Source organism: Haliscomenobacter sp., from assembly GCF_965225875.1.
Classification (GTDB): Bacteria; Bacteroidota; Bacteroidia; order Chitinophagales; family Saprospiraceae; genus Haliscomenobacter.
This window is the reverse complement of the sequence record NZ_CBDDBS010000002.1, coordinates 2,040,301-2,058,081: the sequence shown is the minus strand read 5'-3', so window position 1 is coordinate 2,058,081 and position 17,781 is coordinate 2,040,301. Positions and strand designations below refer to the sequence as shown.

Genomic DNA, 17,781 nt, shown 5'->3' with positions numbered 1-17,781 from the left:
ATTTTAGGTATCTAAGAAGCTGTTTGAATGTATATCGCGAGTTATACATTCAAACAGCTTCCAAAGTGATGGATTTTATTTTTAACTCCCGCCCCTGCGTCACTTGTACAAAGTAACTGTTGCAAATGGGGCAAGGATCATACAAGGTCGTTACCGGAAAACTCAGTCCACAATCACTGCATTCCGCTTTGCCCGGAATGAGGGTGAATTTTTTTTCCGCCTGGGCCAAAATCGAGCGTTTGATGCCTTCACTCCAGGCAAATTCCAGGGCATCCAATTCAACCCCCGACAAAGCGCCGATTTCCAACTCAATGGCATCGATGCGTTCGGCCTGGTTTTCTTGCGCAACTTGCGCGGCCGCATCCACTACACTCAGGACGATGGATAACTCGTGCACAGCTTTGTAAATCTGGTTTTTATAAAAGATTTTACAATGAGCAATATTAGCTGTGCACCGAAAAAAGCAGGATGACAAAAATCATTGACGGCAATGATCTGTATCAATCGAATCTCCGCTTCCTTTTACAAATCTTGTCGCATCCCATAAAGTATATTACTTCTCTCTCTTTCTCCCTAAAGCCTACCCGGCCACCATAATTTTCTAAAGCATCCTTTCTGCCGAGGTTCGTTCAGAGCCAACGGAAGATCGCAAAAACGCAAGAAAAATGGCCGTACAAACCGACCAAAAGCGCCCTACCTACTTCGAAGAAGTGATGCGCAAGGGCTATGAGCGCAGGGATTTTTTAAAATTCTGTGCCACGATGGCTGCCTACATGGGCCTGGAAACCTCGGGCCTAGCCCAGATCACCGACGCTTTGATGAACAAACCTCGCCTCCCGGTGATTTGGTTGCACTTCCAGGAATGTACCTGTTGTAGTGAGTCTTTCATACGCTCCTCCCACCCGATGGTGGCCGACATCTTATTGGATCAAATTTCACTGGATTATACCGAAACGCTAATGGCTGCCTCCGGCTTCCAGGCTGAAGCTGCAATGCAGGACACCATGAAGAAATACAAGGGTGAATACATCCTTTGTGTGGAAGGTTCCATTCCTACGGCGGCAGATGGTGTCTATTGCTGCATTGGAGGCAAATCAGCCTTACAGATTCTGGAAGAAACAGCCGCCAACGCCAAGGCCATCATTGCCTGGGGTAGTTGCGCTACTCACGGCTGTGTGCAGGCTGCCAAACCCAATCCCACCAAGGCTACACCAGTGCGCAAGCTCATTAGCGGAAAACCAATCATCAATGTACCCGGTTGCCCACCCATTGGGGAAGTTATGGCTGGGGTAATTGTACACGTGGTCACCTTTGGCACCATCCCTGAATTGGACAATTTGGGTCGGCCCAAAGCCTTCTACTCCAAACGGGTACACGATTCCTGCCAACGCCGTCCATACTACGATGCCGGGATGTTTGTGGAAACCTTTGATGATGAAGCAGCCAAAAAAGGCTATTGTTTGTACAAAGTGGGTTGTAAAGGACCTTCTACCTACAATGCCTGCGGGGTCATGAAATGGAACAACGGGGTCAGCAACCCGATCATTTCCGGCCATGGTTGTATCGGCTGTAGTGAAGAAAATTACTGGGACAATGGCCGCTTGTACGAACGGGCTTCGGTTTTCCCCGGTTTTGGCATCGAAAGCAATGCCGATACAGTCGGAAAAGTTGCACTTGGCGTTACCGCAGCCGGTATCGCAGCACACGCCATCATGACCAATGTGCGCAAGAAGGAACTCATTTCTGACTTGATTGGTGAAGGAAAGGAAACGGAGAAGGGAATAGAATAAAAAAAAAGGTATGAGCCAAAGAATCGTCATAGATCCAATTACCCGTATTGAGGGCCACCTGCGTATTGAAGCAGACATCCAAAACGGGAAAGTATCCGATGTATACAGCGCGGGCACCATGGTCCGCTTGCTGGAAGAAATATTGCGGGGTCGCGATCCACGCGACGCCTGGGCCTACGTTGGTCGGGTATGTGGGGTATGTACCTCAACGCACTCACTGGCTTCGGTACGTACGGTTGAAGACGCACTGGGCATAGTTGTCCCCCCTAATGCCGAGATCGTGCGCAACCTGATGTTTGCCACCCTGTACATGCACGACCACGTAGTCCATTTTTACCACTTACACGCCCTGGATTGGGTGGATGTGGTCAATGCGCTCAAAGCAGACCCTAAAAAGACTTCCGAACTGGCCCAGAGCATTTCCAATTGGCCCAAAAGTTCGGTAGGTTATTTTTCGGACCTGCAAAAACGCATTGGCAAGTTTGTAGAAAGTGGCCAATTGGGCATTTTTACCAATGGTTACTGGGGGCATTCTGCGTACAAATTGCCGCCTGAAGTCAACCTGATTGGCCTGGCGCATTACCTGGAAGCATTGGAATGGCAAAAAGAGATTGTCAAAATCCAAACCATCTTTGGTGGCAAAAACCCACACCCCAACTACCTCGTAGGCGGGATGGCCTGCGCCATTGGCCTGGATGATGTGAGTGCCATCAATGCCGAACGCCTGGCGTACATCAAACAGTTGCTGGACGATGGCAAACGCTTCATTGAGCAGGTATATATTCCTGACCTGCTTGCGGTAGCTTCTTTCTATAAGGATTGGGGCGCAATTGGTGGCGGCCTGGGCAACTACCTGGTATATGGTGATTTGCCTACCAATGGTTTCCGCGATCCCAGTTCCTTCAAGTTTCCGGCGGGCGCTATTTTGAACAAAGATTTGTCCAAAGTACACGAAGTGAACATGCGGGAAGACAGTGAAATTCAGGAATTTATCAACAAATCCTGGTACTCGTATGAAGGTGGGGACAATGTAGGTTTGCACCCCTGGAAAGGTGAAACCAAGCTCAACTACACTGGCCCAAAACCACCGTACGAAAACCTGAATACCGAAGAAAAATACAGCTTCCTCAAAACCCCACGCTGGAAAGGGCACGCCATGGAAGTAGGCCCATTGGCCCGGGTACTGGTGGGTTATGCCAAGGGTATTCCCGAATTCAAAGAAGTAGTCGATTCAGCACTTAAGTACCTGGATGTGCCTGCAACCGCCCTCTTTTCCACCTTGGGCCGTACCGCGGCGCGGGGCCTGGAAGCACAACTGGTGGCCAATTGGGCACAGGAGTTTTATGACCAATTGATCCAAAACATCAAATTGGGCGATACCCGCATGGCAAATACCGAAAAGTTTCAACCCGAAACCTGGCCGGCCCAGGCGAAGGGTGTTGGTCACGCCGAAGCGCCACGGGGAGCCTTAGGGCACTGGATTGTGATTGAAGATCAAAAAATTGCGAACTATCAACTCGTGGTTCCGACCACCTGGAATGCTTCGCCCCGAGATCCCCAAGGGCAAATGTCGGCTTACGAAGCAGCCTTGATGGATACGCCGATCGCCGATCCGGAAAGACCAGTGGAAATTCTGCGCACGGTACACTCCTTCGACCCCTGTATGGCCTGTGCGGTCCACTTGTATGATGAAGAAGGTAAGCACCTCAGTCGGGTGAAAGTTCTTTAGGGGCGATAAAAAAATAAATTGTTCATTTTGCCAAAGGATTAGATAAGTAAACGTTTCATTTTAAGTGTCTTATATAATCCTTTGGCTCAGGAAAAATGAACATTTATTTTTGCCCCACTACTTAATACAAAAAGCTAAGGTTATGAGCAAGCAGCAGATTGTTCACCACAAACTCCTCCGGGTTTTTGTATGGGAATTGCCCGTCAGGGTTTACCATTGGCTGAACGCAGCCAGTATAACCGCTTTGGTGGTGACCGGTTTTTTCATTTCTAACCCTCCTGCCTTGCAGGTGAGCGACGAAGCGGTTTTCCGCTTCTGGTTTGGGAAAGTTCGCTTCATTCATTTTGTGGCAGCGTACCTATTTTTGTTCAACTTCATCATCCGGATCTATTGGGGCTTTGTGGGCAATAAATATGCTTCCTGGAAGAATTTTATCCCCACCAACCGACGCTTTTTCCGGGAGATGTGGCAGGTCATCAAAATGGATATCCTGCAATTAAAAGGTAAGGAACACATGGCCGTGGGGCACAATCAACTAGCCGGATTCATTTACTTCCTGACTTTTATTGCTTTTGTAGTGCAGGTGATTACGGGCTTTGGTTTGTACGCAGCCACCAGCAACTGGTGGTTCCCGCAATTGTTTGCCTGGGTTCCTGGCATGTTTGGAGGAGACGCACCCCTGCGCCATTTCCACCATGCGGCAATGTGGTTTTTTATCCTGTTTGCGGTTGTCCACGTCTACCTCGTTTTTTACCATGATTATGTAGAAGGCCGGGGCGAGATTTCTTCGATGGGTGGTGGTTGGAAATTCATTGAGGAAGAGGCCGTAGAGGAGTTGAAAACACACAAATAAACTAAGAGCTTGTTTAAGTTTTCGCTTCCGTCCCAAAAACTTAAACAAGCTCTAATTAACAGTAATACTCTCTTCATTGCATCATTGTCGACCGGGTGAGTGCGATTCGCCCGGTCGCTTTTAAATTATTGATCGAATGGCAGTTCTAATCATGGGCATTGGCAATTATTTGATGGGAGATGAAGGGGTAGGGGTACACGTAGCCCAGCGCCTCGCCAAAGAGACACTGCCTGAAGGTGTAGATGTACTGGATGGAGGTACGGGAGGCTTCTTCCTGATGGAGTATTTCGAAAACTATCCCGTGGTCATCCTCATCGATGCAACCCTCGATGATCGGCCTACGGGTACCATTCGGGTGATTGAACCACGTTTTGCAAGCGACTTCCCCCGGGCGATGAGTACACATGACATTGGCCTGCGCGATTTGGTAGAAGGTTTGGCCATTCTAGGCAAACTGCCGAAGATATACTTGTTTGCGGTGTCGATTGAAATGATCCAGTCGCAACAGATCGAATTGTCGCCAGAGCTGGAGCGGGTAATGCCAGGGCTGTTGGAACAGGTGAAAAATATGGCCCTGAAGCAACGCTTAGAGCTGGTTTAAAGTCCGGACCAGGGTTGCCCCAACCTATCTTAGCTGGTACAAGTCTCCAGACTTGTACCAACATTTTCGCGTCTCCAGACGCATGAGCAACGCGAAAATGCGGGAAAGCACACGTCAGAGACGTGTTGATATTGGTACAAGTCTGGAGACTTGTACCAGCGCCAGCGCCTAATGGGGTAACCGCGAGGGTTACTCCTACGTCTGTTATCAGCCACCACTGACAGGGGGAATGAGCACCACTTCGTCTTTTTCCGTTATGGTTTGATCCTCGCTGGCATACTCTGTATTCAGCGCGATTGCCAGGTTGTTTAGCTTTCGCAAAGCTGGATATTCGGCGTATAAGGCAGCCCGCAAATCGGCTACATTGGCTTCGGCTGGAATTTGCATTTCAACCGTACTGCCACCTAAAATATCCCTCGTAATCCCAAATGCCAAAATTTTTATCTTCATTACATTTATTTTAGTATACATATATTTCCTGCCAAAAGTGTTGTTATGAGCCGAAAAAACCTGTGGAAAACCCTAGGCTACGTCACGGAAAAGTCATAAAAACGTTAAATTTGTAAAAAAATATACCACTTTTCAGGTACGCTCGTTTGCTCGAATCCATTGCATTTATTTGGATTTTTGCAAAGAACGCCCCAAAATCACCCCCAAACTGGCAAAAATTACCAAATAATTTTCCAAAATAATTAATCGTTTACAAAGGGCATGCAAATCGTGATTGATTTACAATGCATTGTGTAAACCGATAAACGGGCTTAACTTTGCCTCAAGGCGGTAACGAAATGGAGTCTTCGACACACATCTAGTTGCTGGGGTATATTGCCCAACTGAACTGACTAGGTCAAACTAATGGAATTATTGAAAAAAAGTTAGTTCAGTATCACCAAATTTTGTTTTGATGAATTTCCCATGGACAGTTGCTACGGCACTGGTGATCGGCTTGACCGTTTCTCCGGGTGTCGCTGGCGCTAAAGCACACAAAACCGAGGTAAGTATTATTTCCAGCAAAACTACACTTACCGAAACACTCGTGAAGGAACGGCTTGCTAAATTAAGCCTGCCTATCGAAGTGAAAACCAATGAAGCAGTAATGACTCGGATTCGCCAGTACATGGGTACGGGCAAAAAAGAGACGGAACTGGTTATTGGTCGCTCCAATCTGTACTTTTCCGTATTTGAGCACTATCTCAATCAATACGGACTACCTGAAGAACTCAAGTATTTGTCGGTCATCGAATCGGGCTTGCAACCGCAAGTGCGTTCTGCTGTAGGTGCCTCGGGCATCTGGCAACTGATGCCTGTTGCTGCACGCCACTATGGCTTGCAAATGGGTGGCGGAGTCGACGAAAGACTTGACCTACACCGTTCAACCGAAGCAGCAGTACAAATGCTGAAATACCTGTACGATGAACTCGGCGATTGGACGCTGGTATTGGCCGCATACAATTCTGGTATTGGCACCATCAAATCGGCAGTACGCAAGGCTGGTACCAAAAAGTACAGCGTTGTTAGCAACTATTTGCCGCACGAAACACGCCGCTACGTTCCCGCTTATCTGGCTACCGCTTACGTGATGAGCTACTATCACAAACACGGACTACAGCCCGTTATTCCATTCTACTACTCTCCTGATGCTCGGGTAATCAGGGTTTATCGCAGTTTGTCTTTTGGCGAGATTGCCCGTATTTCTGGAGTGAAAACTTCAGTCATTGCGGCGTTAAACCCCAGTTTCACTGGCGGTATTATTCCGCGCAGCGCCAAAGGCCACCTGTTGATGTTGCCCAACAGCGAAAGTTCACTTTTGCTGCGCAGTTACCTGGATAGCAATTCGAAGTTGCCAGAAGGTACCATCAAAACGGCTTACGTGACCACTAAAGGTGATGATTTGAGCAGAATTGCAACTTTGTTTAGTACTACTGTGGACAATCTGGTGAAATGGAATGACATTCGTGAAGGTAAACTTGTCATCAATCAAGAACTTGTACTTTATCTTCCTAAAACGTTTTTCATCAAGAGAGCCTAGGTGCTCAATTGCTTGAAAAATGTAAAATGCCCCTTCGACTGGACAACAGAACCGAAGGGGCATTTTTTTTACTTACTACTACTTCTGCCTTTAAACAATCTCCATAAAATAATTCGGCTCCACCACAATCGATTCATCCAGGGATTTTCGGTATCCGATATGCACCCGGTCCACCCATACTCCCGTTTTCATGTAAATGCTTACCGCCTCCTTGTTGTGGGCTCTTACCGTGGTGAGGTAAATGTTCTCGTAACGTTTTTGGATGTAGTCGGAATTCATAAACTCTACGATAAAGGCAAAAATCCCTTTGGTTTTGTATGCGGGGTGTACTCCAAAACCAGTGCCCTTGGCTTGCCGGCGTCTGGATAGTTTGAGTTTGAGCAAAAACAGTGGGGCTTTCCACCAATTGAGTTTGCCCTTGGTAAACTTGAGGTAGGGATTGATGTCAGGAAAAAAAGCACAGAACCCAGCCGGTTTGTCTTCAAAATAAGCAATGCCCAAAAATTTGGGATCGATGATGTTTTTTACCTCCTTCATCAATTTTTTGAAGCCTTCGGGGTCGGCAGGCCGGAAATGTTCGTAGTGGCCAAAGGCCGCATTGTACACTTCGGTGAAATCATCGGCGTATTGTTCCAGCTTAGCCGGATTGTAGGTTTCTACGTGGATGTTGTTGTTGCCCGACCGAACCCGTTCAATGACCGCCCGCAAGCGCGACAGGTCAATGTCTTTGGGCCTGCCCTTCATGGTAAGGATTTGCTCCCAGGCGATGTAGCCATTGGCCACAAACATGTCCGTATAATAAGGTGGATTGTAGGTCTCTTGAAACAGGGGCGGATCAAAACCTTTTTCCAACAGGCCCCAGAATTTGTCCCGTCCACCAAAGTTGATGGGCCCATCAATGGCTTTCATGCCTTTTTCGCGTAGGTAATTTTCAGCCGTTTCAAATAATGCCTTGGCATAAGCCGGGTTCTCGATGCACTCAAAATAGCCGATGCCCCCTAGTGGGTAGGGTTGTAATTTATTGTTGCGGTGGTCGATAAAGGCTGCGATGCGCCCAGCAGCTTGGTTTTGTTCGTCCAGGAGTACAAAAACCTTGGCTTCTCCATGATCAAAAGCATGGTTTTTGCCTGGCGTGAAGGTGCCTTGCACATCGCCTTCCATGGGGGTGATCCAGTTCGGATCATTGGCATAGATGCGGTGGGGGAGCTGGTGGAAGAGTTTCCAGTGTTCTGGGCTTTGTACTTCGATGATGGTCATGGTAGTAGTGGTTGTGGGGGGCGAAGATAGGTAGCCTCTTTTTACTTTTTGCGGTTGCGCTTTAAATTACCACGTGGAAGCCTGCCTTTTTCTTGTTCAAAAGCATCCATATGTTCATCTTCAATTTCTTTGGCCTTTAGACGACCAAAGATGTTGGTTATAAGAATTCGGGCAATGTAACGCAACCAACCCACCGCAAGATTCATATCTCTTAGTTGTTCCCTAATCCTTTTAGAAAGCCCGTCTTCTTCAATTGGTTCTGACCTTATACCATATTTAAAAACCTCCTCCTCTTGATTGTCCCAAACTTCATACAAGTGGTGTGGGTCTTGATTCTGATTAGAGTTTCGATGCATAAACGGAGATTTAGGCCCAGCCTTCTTCGTTGCTGTAGGTTTCGTAATTGTATTTGGGACTATGGATAAACGGCTTTTGCGTTTTGGCTTCATATGCCTCTGAGGCCAGGAGCAAAAGTGCTTCAAAAACAATTTCACGAGGCATTTTTTCAGGATGCTGCAACACATCCGCGAAATATTGTTGCCCTTCGGCCACTACAGCACATCGCACATAAAGAAAATCGTCTACTGAAAGCCGACCTTTGGGATGTTCAGCAATAAATACTTGAGCATGGTGCTTTGTGTCAAGCAACCAGAGTTTTTCCGAAAGAATATCTTGAAACTGATGGATGTTGGCAATGGGCATTGCAGCCAGCTTATCAACAGCTGGTTTAAGGACAGCTTGATCATTATCGGGTTGAGACCAATCGAATGAATCAATAATTTCCCAAAAATTGGCCTCAGTTAGCCAATTTTCTGGCCTTTTGTGGATGTGAATTTCTAAATCAACTGAGCCAAACTGCTTTTTAAGATCGTCCAAAAAAGAGGAGTCCAAAGCATCGATATTGACGTTGAGTGTCGTATCAGTCGTGTCTATCATTCCCTTAAAGTATTAATTAGTCGTTTTGGAGCAAAAACTTGAAACGCAGGTGTTTTCTTTTTTTCAAATTTACACCAATTATTTGAAAATGTCAAAGGCCAAAAAGACATCACCGCTTCAATTTTTTTAGTTGCTCCATGAACCATTCCTTCATGTGCGAAGGCAAAATCCTGGAATTGGTGATTTGGTTGTTCAGAATTTCAATCTTCTTGCGGTCGTTGAACTGGATTTTGATCAAACGTTTGGAAGCACTGATCAATTCCTTAAACGACATCTTGTGGTAAGCCAGCATTTTTTTGCGGTTAATGTAGGCCCGCATGCTGTCCAGTAATGATTCCAGCGCCATAAATTCATCCTTTTCGTAGTACAAGCGGATCAGCATGGTTTTGGCGGTGAGGTTGATCAAAATATCGTCGATGTCAAACTGAATCAAAAGGTCCTGAGCCCGGTCGTAGTCGCCCTGTTCAAAGTAGAGGCGAGCCAGGGCAAATTTCACGAAATTTTCGCGGTACTCAGGGGCCAGGTAATTCTGGTACTCTTTGATAAAAGAGCTTACCCATTCAAACTCTTTAAGAGTCGTGCTAATCGCGACGATGTTTCTAAAGGCCAAATGATTCAGAACGTTATTCTCGATGAGGATCCTGCTTTCGATGGCTTTGCGATAGAATTCAAAGGCTTCCCTGGCAAAAGCCTTGTAACCGATATTCATCCGAGAAATGCAATAATTGATAATCATTAAATAAATGTCCTTGCGTTCCAAGGCGTCGAAAAACAACTCAGAAGTCGAAAATATCCGCTTGATTTCAAAAAAGTGAAATTCTTCGTCTGGAAACTTAAACAGATTATAAAGGTGATAATACAGTTTTATGGTCGGATTTTGAGTCAACTCAGGTTTATGCTGTAAAAAACCAAGCACATCTTCGAGGAGCCCAAAGTCGTAATTGGTTTTATAAATCTTTTGATGCGAAAGCATCGCACAGGTCAATTTCAGTTTTCGAGAAATGAAGGTTATCTCCATGCTGTCGGACATGGCTTGATAATTGGTTGAAACCGCCCTTGACCGCTCAATGAACATGGTCGATTTTTCTTTCTCAATCAAATAGGACTGTTCAAAAATTTCTTCATTGCGATAGGTGATTTTTTGAAAATCCTCTTCAATTTTTCGCATCGTTTTTTCGTGGAGCTTTAGTAATTTTTTCTCACGATAGACTTTGGCCAAATTAATGTGTTGCGTAAGACTATCTTCCTGATTCTTTGAAAAAATAAAATATTCCTCAATGGATTCCTGTAAAAAATGAATCACCTGCCGCATTTTGGCATCATCATACGCCTCTTTCGGGTACAATTTTCTGAAAATCCGCTCCTTTTCCAGGCTTTTGTCATCCTCAAGGCGGTTCCCACTCGTAAGATACTCATATAATTGTACCACGTCCGAGCGTTGATTATGGATGGGAGAGACCAGCCATTTGCGCAATTCCCGGCTTTCTTTTTTGGAAAGTGCAAATAAAATGTGGGTGAGTTGACTATTTTGCATGGGTTTAAAAAAATGTTTTTTCAACAGGATTTTCAACTTATGCAAAGTTATAAAACATTGTCAATCAAAAAATAAAAAAGTTATAAGACCATGATATCGCAAAGGAAAAAGGTGTTTTTTTTCAACAATTGCCGATTTTTGTCTTTGTTTTCAGCAAAAAGGCGCTGCATCTTTGTATTGCATTCAGCAGTAAAGCAATTAGAATTAGCACTCATGAAACTCCGACCTGCAAATAAAATGATCACATTGCACTCTTTTGTAGTTGCGATCATTTTATTAGTAACGACTGCAGGCGGATTGAAAGCACAGGGATGGCAGTTCAACTTTGGCGGTTCTAAAGAGGACGAAGGTTGGGCGGTTCTGCAAGCTGAAGACGAAGGATTCATCGTAGTTGGGTTTGGTGAATCCTTCGGCACAGACAATGACCAGAACATCTTCGTTGTACGTACTGATATTGACGGTACCGTTTTATGGACCAAGTATTACGACGAAGGTTTTCAGGAACAAGCCAGAGCAATCATCCCCACGGCTGATGGTAATTACCTCATCGTTGGCAACATTGTTGGCAAACCAGGCGAGAGGGAAAACATATACCTTTTAAAAATAGATCGCAAAGGCGGTCTACTGTGGAGTAAGCAATTTGGTGGAGCAGGCAGCGAGCGCGCAAGCGACGTTGTACTCAATTCAGACGGAGGATTCTCCGTGATTGGAACCAGCCAAGCAACCACAGACGCAGATGAGAACATCTTATTGGTTCGGTTTAACGCCGAAGGCACAGCAACCTGGTCAAAAAGCTATGGTACGCCGCGCAAAGATGAAGGCAAAAGCCTGAGTCGCATCGGAGATGGTTACGCACTTTTGGGCAATAGCCGCAGCGAAACCGGATTCGACAATAACATCGTTCTTTATCGAGTTGACAATACGGGTAACATCATCTGGGAACGCCGGATCGCCAATAGTTTCCGCGAAGAAGGCCGCGCCATCATCACTACACAGGATAATGGATTGGCGGTTGCAGGAGTAATCAACGACAATGCCGATGCCCTCATCGTAAAATACGATGCAAACGGCAATCAGCGTTGGATGCGCTCCATCGGAGACGATAAGGTAGAAGAAGAAGCCAACGCCATTACTGAATTAAAGGATGGCAGTTTGGTTATCACTGGCCTGAAATTGGTAAGTGCTGCAAACGTAGACCTTTTGGTCGCAAAAGTTGATGCCAAAGGCAACATACTATGGGAAAAAGCCATCGGCGATGCAGAATTTACTGAAGAAGGCCGCGATATTCAAGCCACTAAAGCAGGTGGATACATCATTACCGGTTACAACGGCCAACTACTAAATACCTTTAACGACCTCATTCTGGTCAAAACGGATGCCAAGGGCAATACAATTACCAACCGCCTCAATGGCCGGGTTTTTGTAGACCGCGACAACCAATGCGATTATGACAACGGAGAGGCCCCCCTCTCAGGTTGGATCATCAAAGCAACCAAAGGTATTGAAGTAGTATATGGTACCAGCGACGAAAAAGGCAACTACAGCATTCTGGTTGATACCGGAGTGTACAACTTAAAAGTACTGCCACCTAATCGCTACTGGTCGGCTTGTAATACAGAAGGAGTAAACGTACGCCTTCGTGAGTTCTACGATTCTTTGCGGGTTGATTTTGGTGCCAAGGCAGCAGTAGAATGCCCTTACATGGAAGTGGACATTACAACTCCATTCCTTGCTGAGTGCAGCGACGTAAATTATGTCGTCAATTACTGCAACACCGGAACGGCAAATGCCACGAACGCCTATGTTGATCTGGCTTTGGATAGTAAGCTGACTTTCAAGTCATCTACAATCTCGGCAGAACAACTCAGCAATGGTAAATTGCGCTTCCGCCTCGGTACAGTTCCAGTCAACGGCTGCGGTTCATTTTCGATCAGTACTACACTTGCTTGTAGTGGTATCGCAAACGGCCAAACTGGACTGGTTTCCGCCAGAGTTTTCCCAGATACTTTTTGCTTGGATTTAGATCCTCGTTGGGACCGTTCAAGCATCATAGTACGCGGCGCATGTAAAATCGACACGGTGATTTTTGAAATCCAGAATATCGGCAAAGGCGATATGAAGGAACGGAAAAAAGGAATCGTGGTTCAGGATGACGTGATCATGCGTAATGTTACCCCAAGCTATCAATTGCAAAGTGGACAAACCATTGAGGTCCGCATTCCTAATCCTGCGGGATCAACCTTACGCTTGTTCGCAGAACAATCGGAAGGTCACCCAGGGAGAAGCTTGCCAACAGTGGCAGTGGAAGGATGCGCCGAAACGGGGACACCAATAAAAACGGGACAAGTTACCCAGTTTCCTGAAGACGATCAGGATGCTTTTGTCTCGGTTGACGTACAAGAAATTTTAAGCGCTGTGCAGCCGGTGGCATTAAGAGGCCATCCCAAAGGCTATGGTAAACAAAGTACCATTGATGCAAAAACCGATTTGACTTTTACAGTATTCTTCCAAAACTCCGGCAGTGATACCGTTCAGCGTGTAGTAATCAGAGATACCCTGAGCCAGGCAATCGACCCCACCACAGTCATACCTGGTGCCAGTAGCCATCCTTACTTTTTAGAAGTATATGAAGGTGGTATCCTGAAGATTACATTCGACAGTATTAATCTGCTGCCCGCCAACGGCGGCACAACGCAAAAAACATACGGATACGTTGAATTCCGGGCATCCCAAAAACCGAACAACCCTAAGGGGACGGTGATCGACAATCGCGCTACAGTGTATTTCGATTACCGTCTACCCTCCGGAACCAACACCGTGCGCTGGATGGTCGACCACTTCCCTGATTTTGTGAGTATTCTGACTTCGAGTCAGGAAGTGTTCGTCCCTGGTGTAAAAGTAGACATCTATCCCAATCCTTTTAGTGAGATGGTGACTTTGGAAGTCAAAGGCCGTCAATATAATAGACTACAGCTGAGCGTCTATGATCTAAGTGGAAAATTGATTCAGCAAAAGTTCTTTAACAGCAATATTTGTCATGTTTATCGTGATCAACTAGCCGCCGGTATTTATTCGTATCGGTTAACATCTGAAGGGCAACTAATCAACACAGGCAAGTTGGTCGTGCGGTAATCATAGTCCCATAAACTTTAAAAGGTTCCTCGCAAAAAAACGCGGGGAACCTTCCATAATCAAGCTGTTAAAGGCAACAAAACTTGACATTAGTTCGTTCTAATAAAGATTTTTAGGTCGTCTTATTTTTTCATGAGATTATGATTTGTTATTAGCGTGAGGCCGTGCATCAGAGTACGGCTTTTTTTTTGCCCATAACTCAACGAAAAGCGTTGAATTGTCATAACAAAGTCATAATGGTACAAGTATAGGGACAATATTTCAAACTTGGTGAAAAATTATATGGATTTTTAAAAAATACTACAAATAGGGTATGTCAAAAGGTGACCTTTCGGCCACCCTTTCCAATTGCTCTTTTTTCTAAAATTCTGCATTTCCTGGCGTCCGAGGAAAAGGAATTACGTCCCGAATATTGGACATTCCGGTGATGAACTGCACCATCCGTTCAAATCCCAGGCCAAATCCTGCGTGTGGCGCACCACCAAATTGGCGCAATTGCAGGTACCACCACAATTCTTCTTCTGGAATACCTACCGCTTTCACCCGCTCAAGCAACAGATCGTGGCGATCTTCCCGTTGTGAACCACCAATCACCTCTCCGATACCTGGGAACAGAACGTCCATTGCGGCTACGGTTTTGTCATCGTCGTTCAAACGCATGTAAAAAGCCTTGATTTCTTTGGGGTAATTGCGTACAATGACCGGTTTTTTGAACTCTTTTTCAACGAGGTAGCGCTCATGCTCAGATTGCAAATCGATCCCCCATTCGACCGGGAATTCAAATTTTTTCTCTTTGTACGGTTTGGATTTCATCAAAATCTCAACCGCCTCGGTATAAGTAATACGTTCAAAAGCATTATCTACCACAAAACGCAATTGCTCAATCAAGCCCATCGCCCGGCGCTTATCCTTTGGTAGTGCATTCTGCTCTTCCGCCAAACGTTTATCCAGCAATTCCAGGTCAGCCAGGTGGTTTTCGAGGCAATAATTGATCAGGTACTTGGTGAATTCCTCCGCCAAATCCATGTTGTCGTAAATGTCATTAAAGGCAACTTCTGGTTCAATCATCCAAAATTCAGCCAGGTGTCGTGGCGTATTGGAGTTTTCAGCCCGGAAAGTAGGCCCGAAAGTGTAAATTTTTCCCAAAGCCAGAGCTGCAATTTCTCCCTGTAATTGGCCAGAAACGGTAAGGTTGGTCGCTTTTCCGAAAAAATCCTGGCCAAAATCAACAGCACCATCTTCGTTACGGGGAGGATTGTTGACATCCAGAGTGGTGACGTGGAACATCTCGCCAGCACCTTCTGCATCACTACCCGTAATGATGGGGGTGTGCATATAATAAAAACCACGGTCGTTGTAAAATTTGTGCACTGCAAAGGCTACGGCATGGCGCAAACGAAATACCGAACTGAAGGTATTGGTACGCATGCGGAAGTGTGCATTGGTACGCAAAAATTCCATGGTTTGAGCCTTAGGCTGCATCATGTAGCCATCTTCAGGGTTACATTCGCCCAATATCTCTACATTTTCTGCCAATACTTCTACCGCCTGGCCAGCTCCCTGGGAAGCGACCAATTGGCCAGTTATACTCAAACAGGCGTGGAATTTGATCTTTTTCAGGATGGATTCATCCATTTTTTCAGCATCCAACACAATTTGCAAAGTATGCGGGGTGCTGCCATCATTGAGGGCAATGAAGCGGTTGCCACGAAAAGCCCGCACCCAACCCATCACAGTAACTGATTCATTGAGTACAGGTTGAGCCAATACTTTAGCAATTTCGGTCCTTCTCATTTGTCTATTTTTAAACGGGGGCGAAAATAGGGAAAAAGTTGAAGAGTTTATGGTTGAATAATCGAAAATTGGCGCTTCGACTTCGCTCAGCGACCAATTTTCGATTATAAAAAGCGTTGCCGTAATTCCGGAGTTGGAATCATACAGCTTTCCCGTTGGCCAAACCAGCGGTAGCGGTTACGGGCTACCCAATTGTAAAGGCGGTTGCGCAAAAAACGTGGAACCAGTTTAAATACCAGGAATAAGCTCCAAACGCCGCCTAACTGTCGGCAGATTTCCAGTGGTACATCTGAGTGGGTGAAAATTTTCCCATTGTCGTAAAGAATCACCGTACTGATTTCATTGACAGGCAATTGAGCCTTGGTCATTACCTCTTGCCCAAACTCAGACTGCAGTGCAGCGAACTGAAATTTACCTGCTGGGTCAATCTTGATGAGGGTTTGTACAAACCCGTTGCAAAGATTACATACCCCGTCGAAGAGAACTACTGGTTTCATAAAAAGCTATTGATCATTCATAAACTAAACAAACAAAGCTTGATACAGTTCCTCGACCTTGCTGATTGGGCGCAATTTTATCCCAAAACGTTTTTGATCCAGGCCCTTCAAATTGTATTTGGAGAAATAAATTTCTTTAAAGCCCAATCGCTCCGCTTCTTGAATGCGTTGCTCGATGCGGTTGACGGCACGGATTTCTCCAGATAACCCAACTTCGGCGGCAAAACAGATGTTGCTGGGCACTGCCACATCCTCCAGTGAAGATATCAGCGCGCTTACAATGGCCAGGTCGATGGCTGGGTCATCTACCCGAATCCCACCGGCTATGTTGAGGAATACGTCATTCATCCCGAAGGGCATACCTCCTCTTTTTTCCAATACGGCCAGGAGCATACTCAAACGGCGCAAGTCAAAACCCGTAGCAGAACGTTGGGGCGTGCCATACACGGCTTTGCTGACAAGTGCCTGTGTTTCAATCAACATGGGGCGCATGCCTTCCATCGTTGCAGCGACTGCGCTACCACTTAGGTCTTCTTCCTTTTGGGAAAGCAGCAATTCCGAGGGGTTCGATACCTCACGCAGGCCATTGGCTTGCATTTCATAAATGCCCATCTCGTCGGTAGAACCAAAGCGGTTTTTGACGGTGCGCAAAATGCGGTAGGTGTAGTGCTGGTCGCCTTCAAATTGTAAGACTGCATCCACAATATGTTCCAGGAGTTTGGGCCCGGCAATGGATCCATCTTTGGTGATGTGGCCAATGATGAATACCGGGACATGGCTGGTTTTGGCAAAACGTTGCAAATCTCCGGCACATTCGCGCACCTGCGAAATGCTCCCTGGAGTAGATTCTATGTAGGGCGATTGTAAGGTTTGAATCGAATCGATGATGACCAAGTCGGGCTCCAATTCACTGGCAAAGGCAATAATTTTGCTCACATTTGTTTCAGTCAATATGTAGCAATGATCCTGTGAGTGAGGGAGTCGATCGGCCCGCATCTTAATTTGCTCTTCACTTTCCTCTCCGGAAACGTACAAAACCTTGTTTTTCAACTGCAAAGTTACTTGCAATAGGAGGGTAGATTTGCCAATGCCGGGTTGGCCACCGATCAGGATCAAAGAACCGGGTACAATTCCGCCACCCAAAACCCGGTTCAACTCATTGTCGGGCGTAACCAGGCGCATTACATTGCTGGCACTGATGTCGGGGAGGGCGATGGGTTTGGGGCCGTCCATTGGGCCAGTTTTTGGTTTCCAGGCGTTTTTTGCAGTTTCCTGCGGAGTTTCTTTAAAGATAATTTCTTCCTGGTAGGTATTCCATTCGCCACAAGCCGGACATTTTCCGACCCACTTAGGGGCTGTGGCCCCACATTCTGAACAGGCGAATATTTTTTTTACTTTAGCCACGTTGTTGGTTTGTGATCAAAGTTAAAACATAAAATTGAGAAAAGGGCTAAAAAAGTGACTCAAAAAAAAATGCTTCGGACTCCATATATTTTTCTTCAAGTTTTAACGTTTTTGTAAAACACAAGTAGTAAACATTTTTTACTAAATTTTTTTTAAGTTAAAGTGCTGTTAAAAGCTGAAAAATAAGCGAATAGCTGCGTTTTTTTGCAATATTGGGTTTCGATT

15 protein-coding genes are annotated in these 17,781 nt (G+C 45.8%); 6 read left to right on the top strand and 9 right to left on the bottom strand.

Translation table 11 applies throughout. The features are described 5' to 3' along the window. Window positions 1–49 precede the first annotated feature (49 nt). Window positions 50–397 (bottom strand): hydrogenase maturation nickel metallochaperone HypA, encoded by a 348-nt coding sequence (locus ACO08K_RS10910; RefSeq protein ID WP_421796426.1) that lies wholly within the window; start codon window positions 395–397, stop codon window positions 50–52. Between the two features lie 268 nt (window positions 398–665). On the opposite strand from ACO08K_RS10910, the gene ACO08K_RS10905 reads away from it, so the two are divergent. The 4 genes from ACO08K_RS10905 (at window position 666) to ACO08K_RS10890 (ending at window position 4,973) form a co-directional block, all read left to right on the top strand. Beyond that, window positions 666–1,790, top strand: a complete 1,125-nt coding sequence (locus tag ACO08K_RS10905) for a hydrogenase small subunit (protein ID WP_421796425.1) — start codon at window positions 666–668, stop codon at window positions 1,788–1,790. 10 nt (window positions 1,791–1,800) lie between these two features. Next, entirely contained in the window at window positions 1,801–3,519 is a 1,719-nt protein-coding gene (locus tag ACO08K_RS10900; RefSeq protein WP_421796424.1) for a nickel-dependent hydrogenase large subunit, read from the top strand. A gap of 142 nt (window positions 3,520–3,661) precedes the next feature. Continuing rightward, window positions 3,662–4,372: a Ni/Fe-hydrogenase, b-type cytochrome subunit gene (gene cybH / locus ACO08K_RS10895; protein ID WP_421796423.1), complete on the top strand. Its 711-nt coding sequence runs from the start codon at window positions 3,662–3,664 to the stop codon at window positions 4,370–4,372. A 136-nt stretch (window positions 4,373–4,508) separates the two neighbouring features. Further along, entirely contained in the window at window positions 4,509–4,973 is a 465-nt protein-coding gene (locus tag ACO08K_RS10890) for a hydrogenase maturation protease (protein WP_421796422.1), read from the top strand. 207 nt (window positions 4,974–5,180) lie between these two features. Here the strand turns inward: ACO08K_RS10890 and ACO08K_RS10885 are convergent, their stop codons facing one another. Further along, entirely contained in the window at window positions 5,181–5,423 is a 243-nt protein-coding gene (locus ACO08K_RS10885) for a MoaD/ThiS family protein (RefSeq protein ID WP_421796421.1), read from the bottom strand. A 454-nt stretch (window positions 5,424–5,877) separates the two neighbouring features. Here ACO08K_RS10885 and ACO08K_RS10880 point away from each other — a divergent pair, with 454 nt between their 5' ends. Then, complete coding sequence (locus ACO08K_RS10880; RefSeq protein WP_421796420.1) at window positions 5,878–7,002, top strand: transglycosylase SLT domain-containing protein; 1,125 nt, start codon at window positions 5,878–5,880, stop codon at window positions 7,000–7,002. Between the two features lie 90 nt (window positions 7,003–7,092). Here ACO08K_RS10880 and ACO08K_RS10875 read toward each other — a convergent pair whose 3' ends face one another. The 4 genes from ACO08K_RS10875 to ACO08K_RS10860 form a co-directional block, all read right to left on the bottom strand. Next, window positions 7,093–8,259: a GNAT family N-acetyltransferase gene (locus tag ACO08K_RS10875; protein WP_421796419.1), complete on the bottom strand. Its 1,167-nt coding sequence runs from the start codon at window positions 8,257–8,259 to the stop codon at window positions 7,093–7,095. A gap of 41 nt (window positions 8,260–8,300) precedes the next feature. Next, window positions 8,301–8,615, bottom strand: coding sequence for a hypothetical protein (locus ACO08K_RS10870; RefSeq protein WP_421796418.1), 315 nt, complete (start codon window positions 8,613–8,615; stop codon window positions 8,301–8,303). Between the two features lie 10 nt (window positions 8,616–8,625). Next, a complete protein-coding gene (locus ACO08K_RS10865) occupies window positions 8,626–9,195 on the bottom strand; it encodes a DUF4240 domain-containing protein (RefSeq protein WP_421796417.1) in 570 nt (189 codons plus the stop codon). A gap of 109 nt (window positions 9,196–9,304) precedes the next feature. After that, window positions 9,305–10,729 carry a tetratricopeptide repeat protein gene (locus ACO08K_RS10860; RefSeq protein WP_421796416.1) on the bottom strand — a complete coding sequence of 475 codons (1,425 nt, stop codon included), beginning with the start codon at window positions 10,727–10,729 and terminating at the stop codon, window positions 9,305–9,307. 237 nt (window positions 10,730–10,966) lie between these two features. Here ACO08K_RS10860 and ACO08K_RS10855 point away from each other — a divergent pair, with 237 nt between their 5' ends. Further along, on the top strand, window positions 10,967–13,861 hold the full coding sequence (locus ACO08K_RS10855) for a T9SS type A sorting domain-containing protein (RefSeq protein WP_421796415.1): 2,895 nt from the start codon (window positions 10,967–10,969) through the stop codon (window positions 13,859–13,861). A 360-nt stretch (window positions 13,862–14,221) separates the two neighbouring features. On the opposite strand, the gene asnS is transcribed toward ACO08K_RS10855, so the two are convergent. The 3 genes from asnS to radA all read right to left on the bottom strand — a co-directional run bounded on the left by asnS (window position 14,222) and on the right by radA (window position 17,556). After that, window positions 14,222–15,655 (bottom strand): asparagine--tRNA ligase, encoded by a 1,434-nt coding sequence (gene asnS / locus ACO08K_RS10850; RefSeq protein WP_421796414.1) that lies wholly within the window; start codon window positions 15,653–15,655, stop codon window positions 14,222–14,224. A 104-nt stretch (window positions 15,656–15,759) separates the two neighbouring features. Beyond that, window positions 15,760–16,152 (bottom strand): thiol-disulfide oxidoreductase DCC family protein, encoded by a 393-nt coding sequence (locus ACO08K_RS10845; protein WP_421796413.1) that lies wholly within the window; start codon window positions 16,150–16,152, stop codon window positions 15,760–15,762. Window positions 16,153–16,176: 24 nt separating this feature from the next. Further along, the gene (radA, locus tag ACO08K_RS10840; RefSeq protein ID WP_421796412.1) at window positions 16,177–17,556 is read right to left on the bottom strand and encodes a DNA repair protein RadA; all 1,380 of its coding nucleotides are present in this window, start codon (window positions 17,554–17,556) and stop codon (window positions 16,177–16,179) included. Window positions 17,557–17,781 lie beyond the last annotated feature (225 nt).

What these genes read in the sequence shown, in the direction of transcription:
- ACO08K_RS10905 (WP_421796425.1), top strand. Translation starts at nt 666, where the DNA reads ATGGCCGTACAAACCGACCAAAAGCGCCCTACCTACTTCGAAGAAGTG.
- ACO08K_RS10900 (WP_421796424.1), top strand. Translation starts at nt 1,801, where the DNA reads ATGAGCCAAAGAATCGTCATAGATCCAATTACCCGTATTGAGGGCCAC.
- cybH (WP_421796423.1), top strand. Translation starts at nt 3,662, where the DNA reads ATGAGCAAGCAGCAGATTGTTCACCACAAACTCCTCCGGGTTTTTGTA.
- ACO08K_RS10890 (WP_421796422.1), top strand. Translation starts at nt 4,509, where the DNA reads ATGGCAGTTCTAATCATGGGCATTGGCAATTATTTGATGGGAGATGAA.
- ACO08K_RS10885 (WP_421796421.1), bottom strand. Translation starts at nt 5,423, where the DNA reads ATGAAGATAAAAATTTTGGCATTTGGGATTACGAGGGATATTTTAGGT.
- ACO08K_RS10880 (WP_421796420.1), top strand. Translation starts at nt 5,878, where the DNA reads ATGAATTTCCCATGGACAGTTGCTACGGCACTGGTGATCGGCTTGACC.
- ACO08K_RS10875 (WP_421796419.1), bottom strand. Translation starts at nt 8,259, where the DNA reads ATGACCATCATCGAAGTACAAAGCCCAGAACACTGGAAACTCTTCCAC.
- ACO08K_RS10870 (WP_421796418.1), bottom strand. Translation starts at nt 8,615, where the DNA reads ATGCATCGAAACTCTAATCAGAATCAAGACCCACACCACTTGTATGAA.
- ACO08K_RS10865 (WP_421796417.1), bottom strand. Translation starts at nt 9,195, where the DNA reads ATGATAGACACGACTGATACGACACTCAACGTCAATATCGATGCTTTG.
- ACO08K_RS10860 (WP_421796416.1), bottom strand. Translation starts at nt 10,729, where the DNA reads ATGCAAAATAGTCAACTCACCCACATTTTATTTGCACTTTCCAAAAAA.
- ACO08K_RS10855 (WP_421796415.1), top strand. Translation starts at nt 10,967, where the DNA reads ATGATCACATTGCACTCTTTTGTAGTTGCGATCATTTTATTAGTAACG.
- asnS (WP_421796414.1), bottom strand. Translation starts at nt 15,655, where the DNA reads ATGAGAAGGACCGAAATTGCTAAAGTATTGGCTCAACCTGTACTCAAT.
- ACO08K_RS10845 (WP_421796413.1), bottom strand. Translation starts at nt 16,152, where the DNA reads ATGAAACCAGTAGTTCTCTTCGACGGGGTATGTAATCTTTGCAACGGG.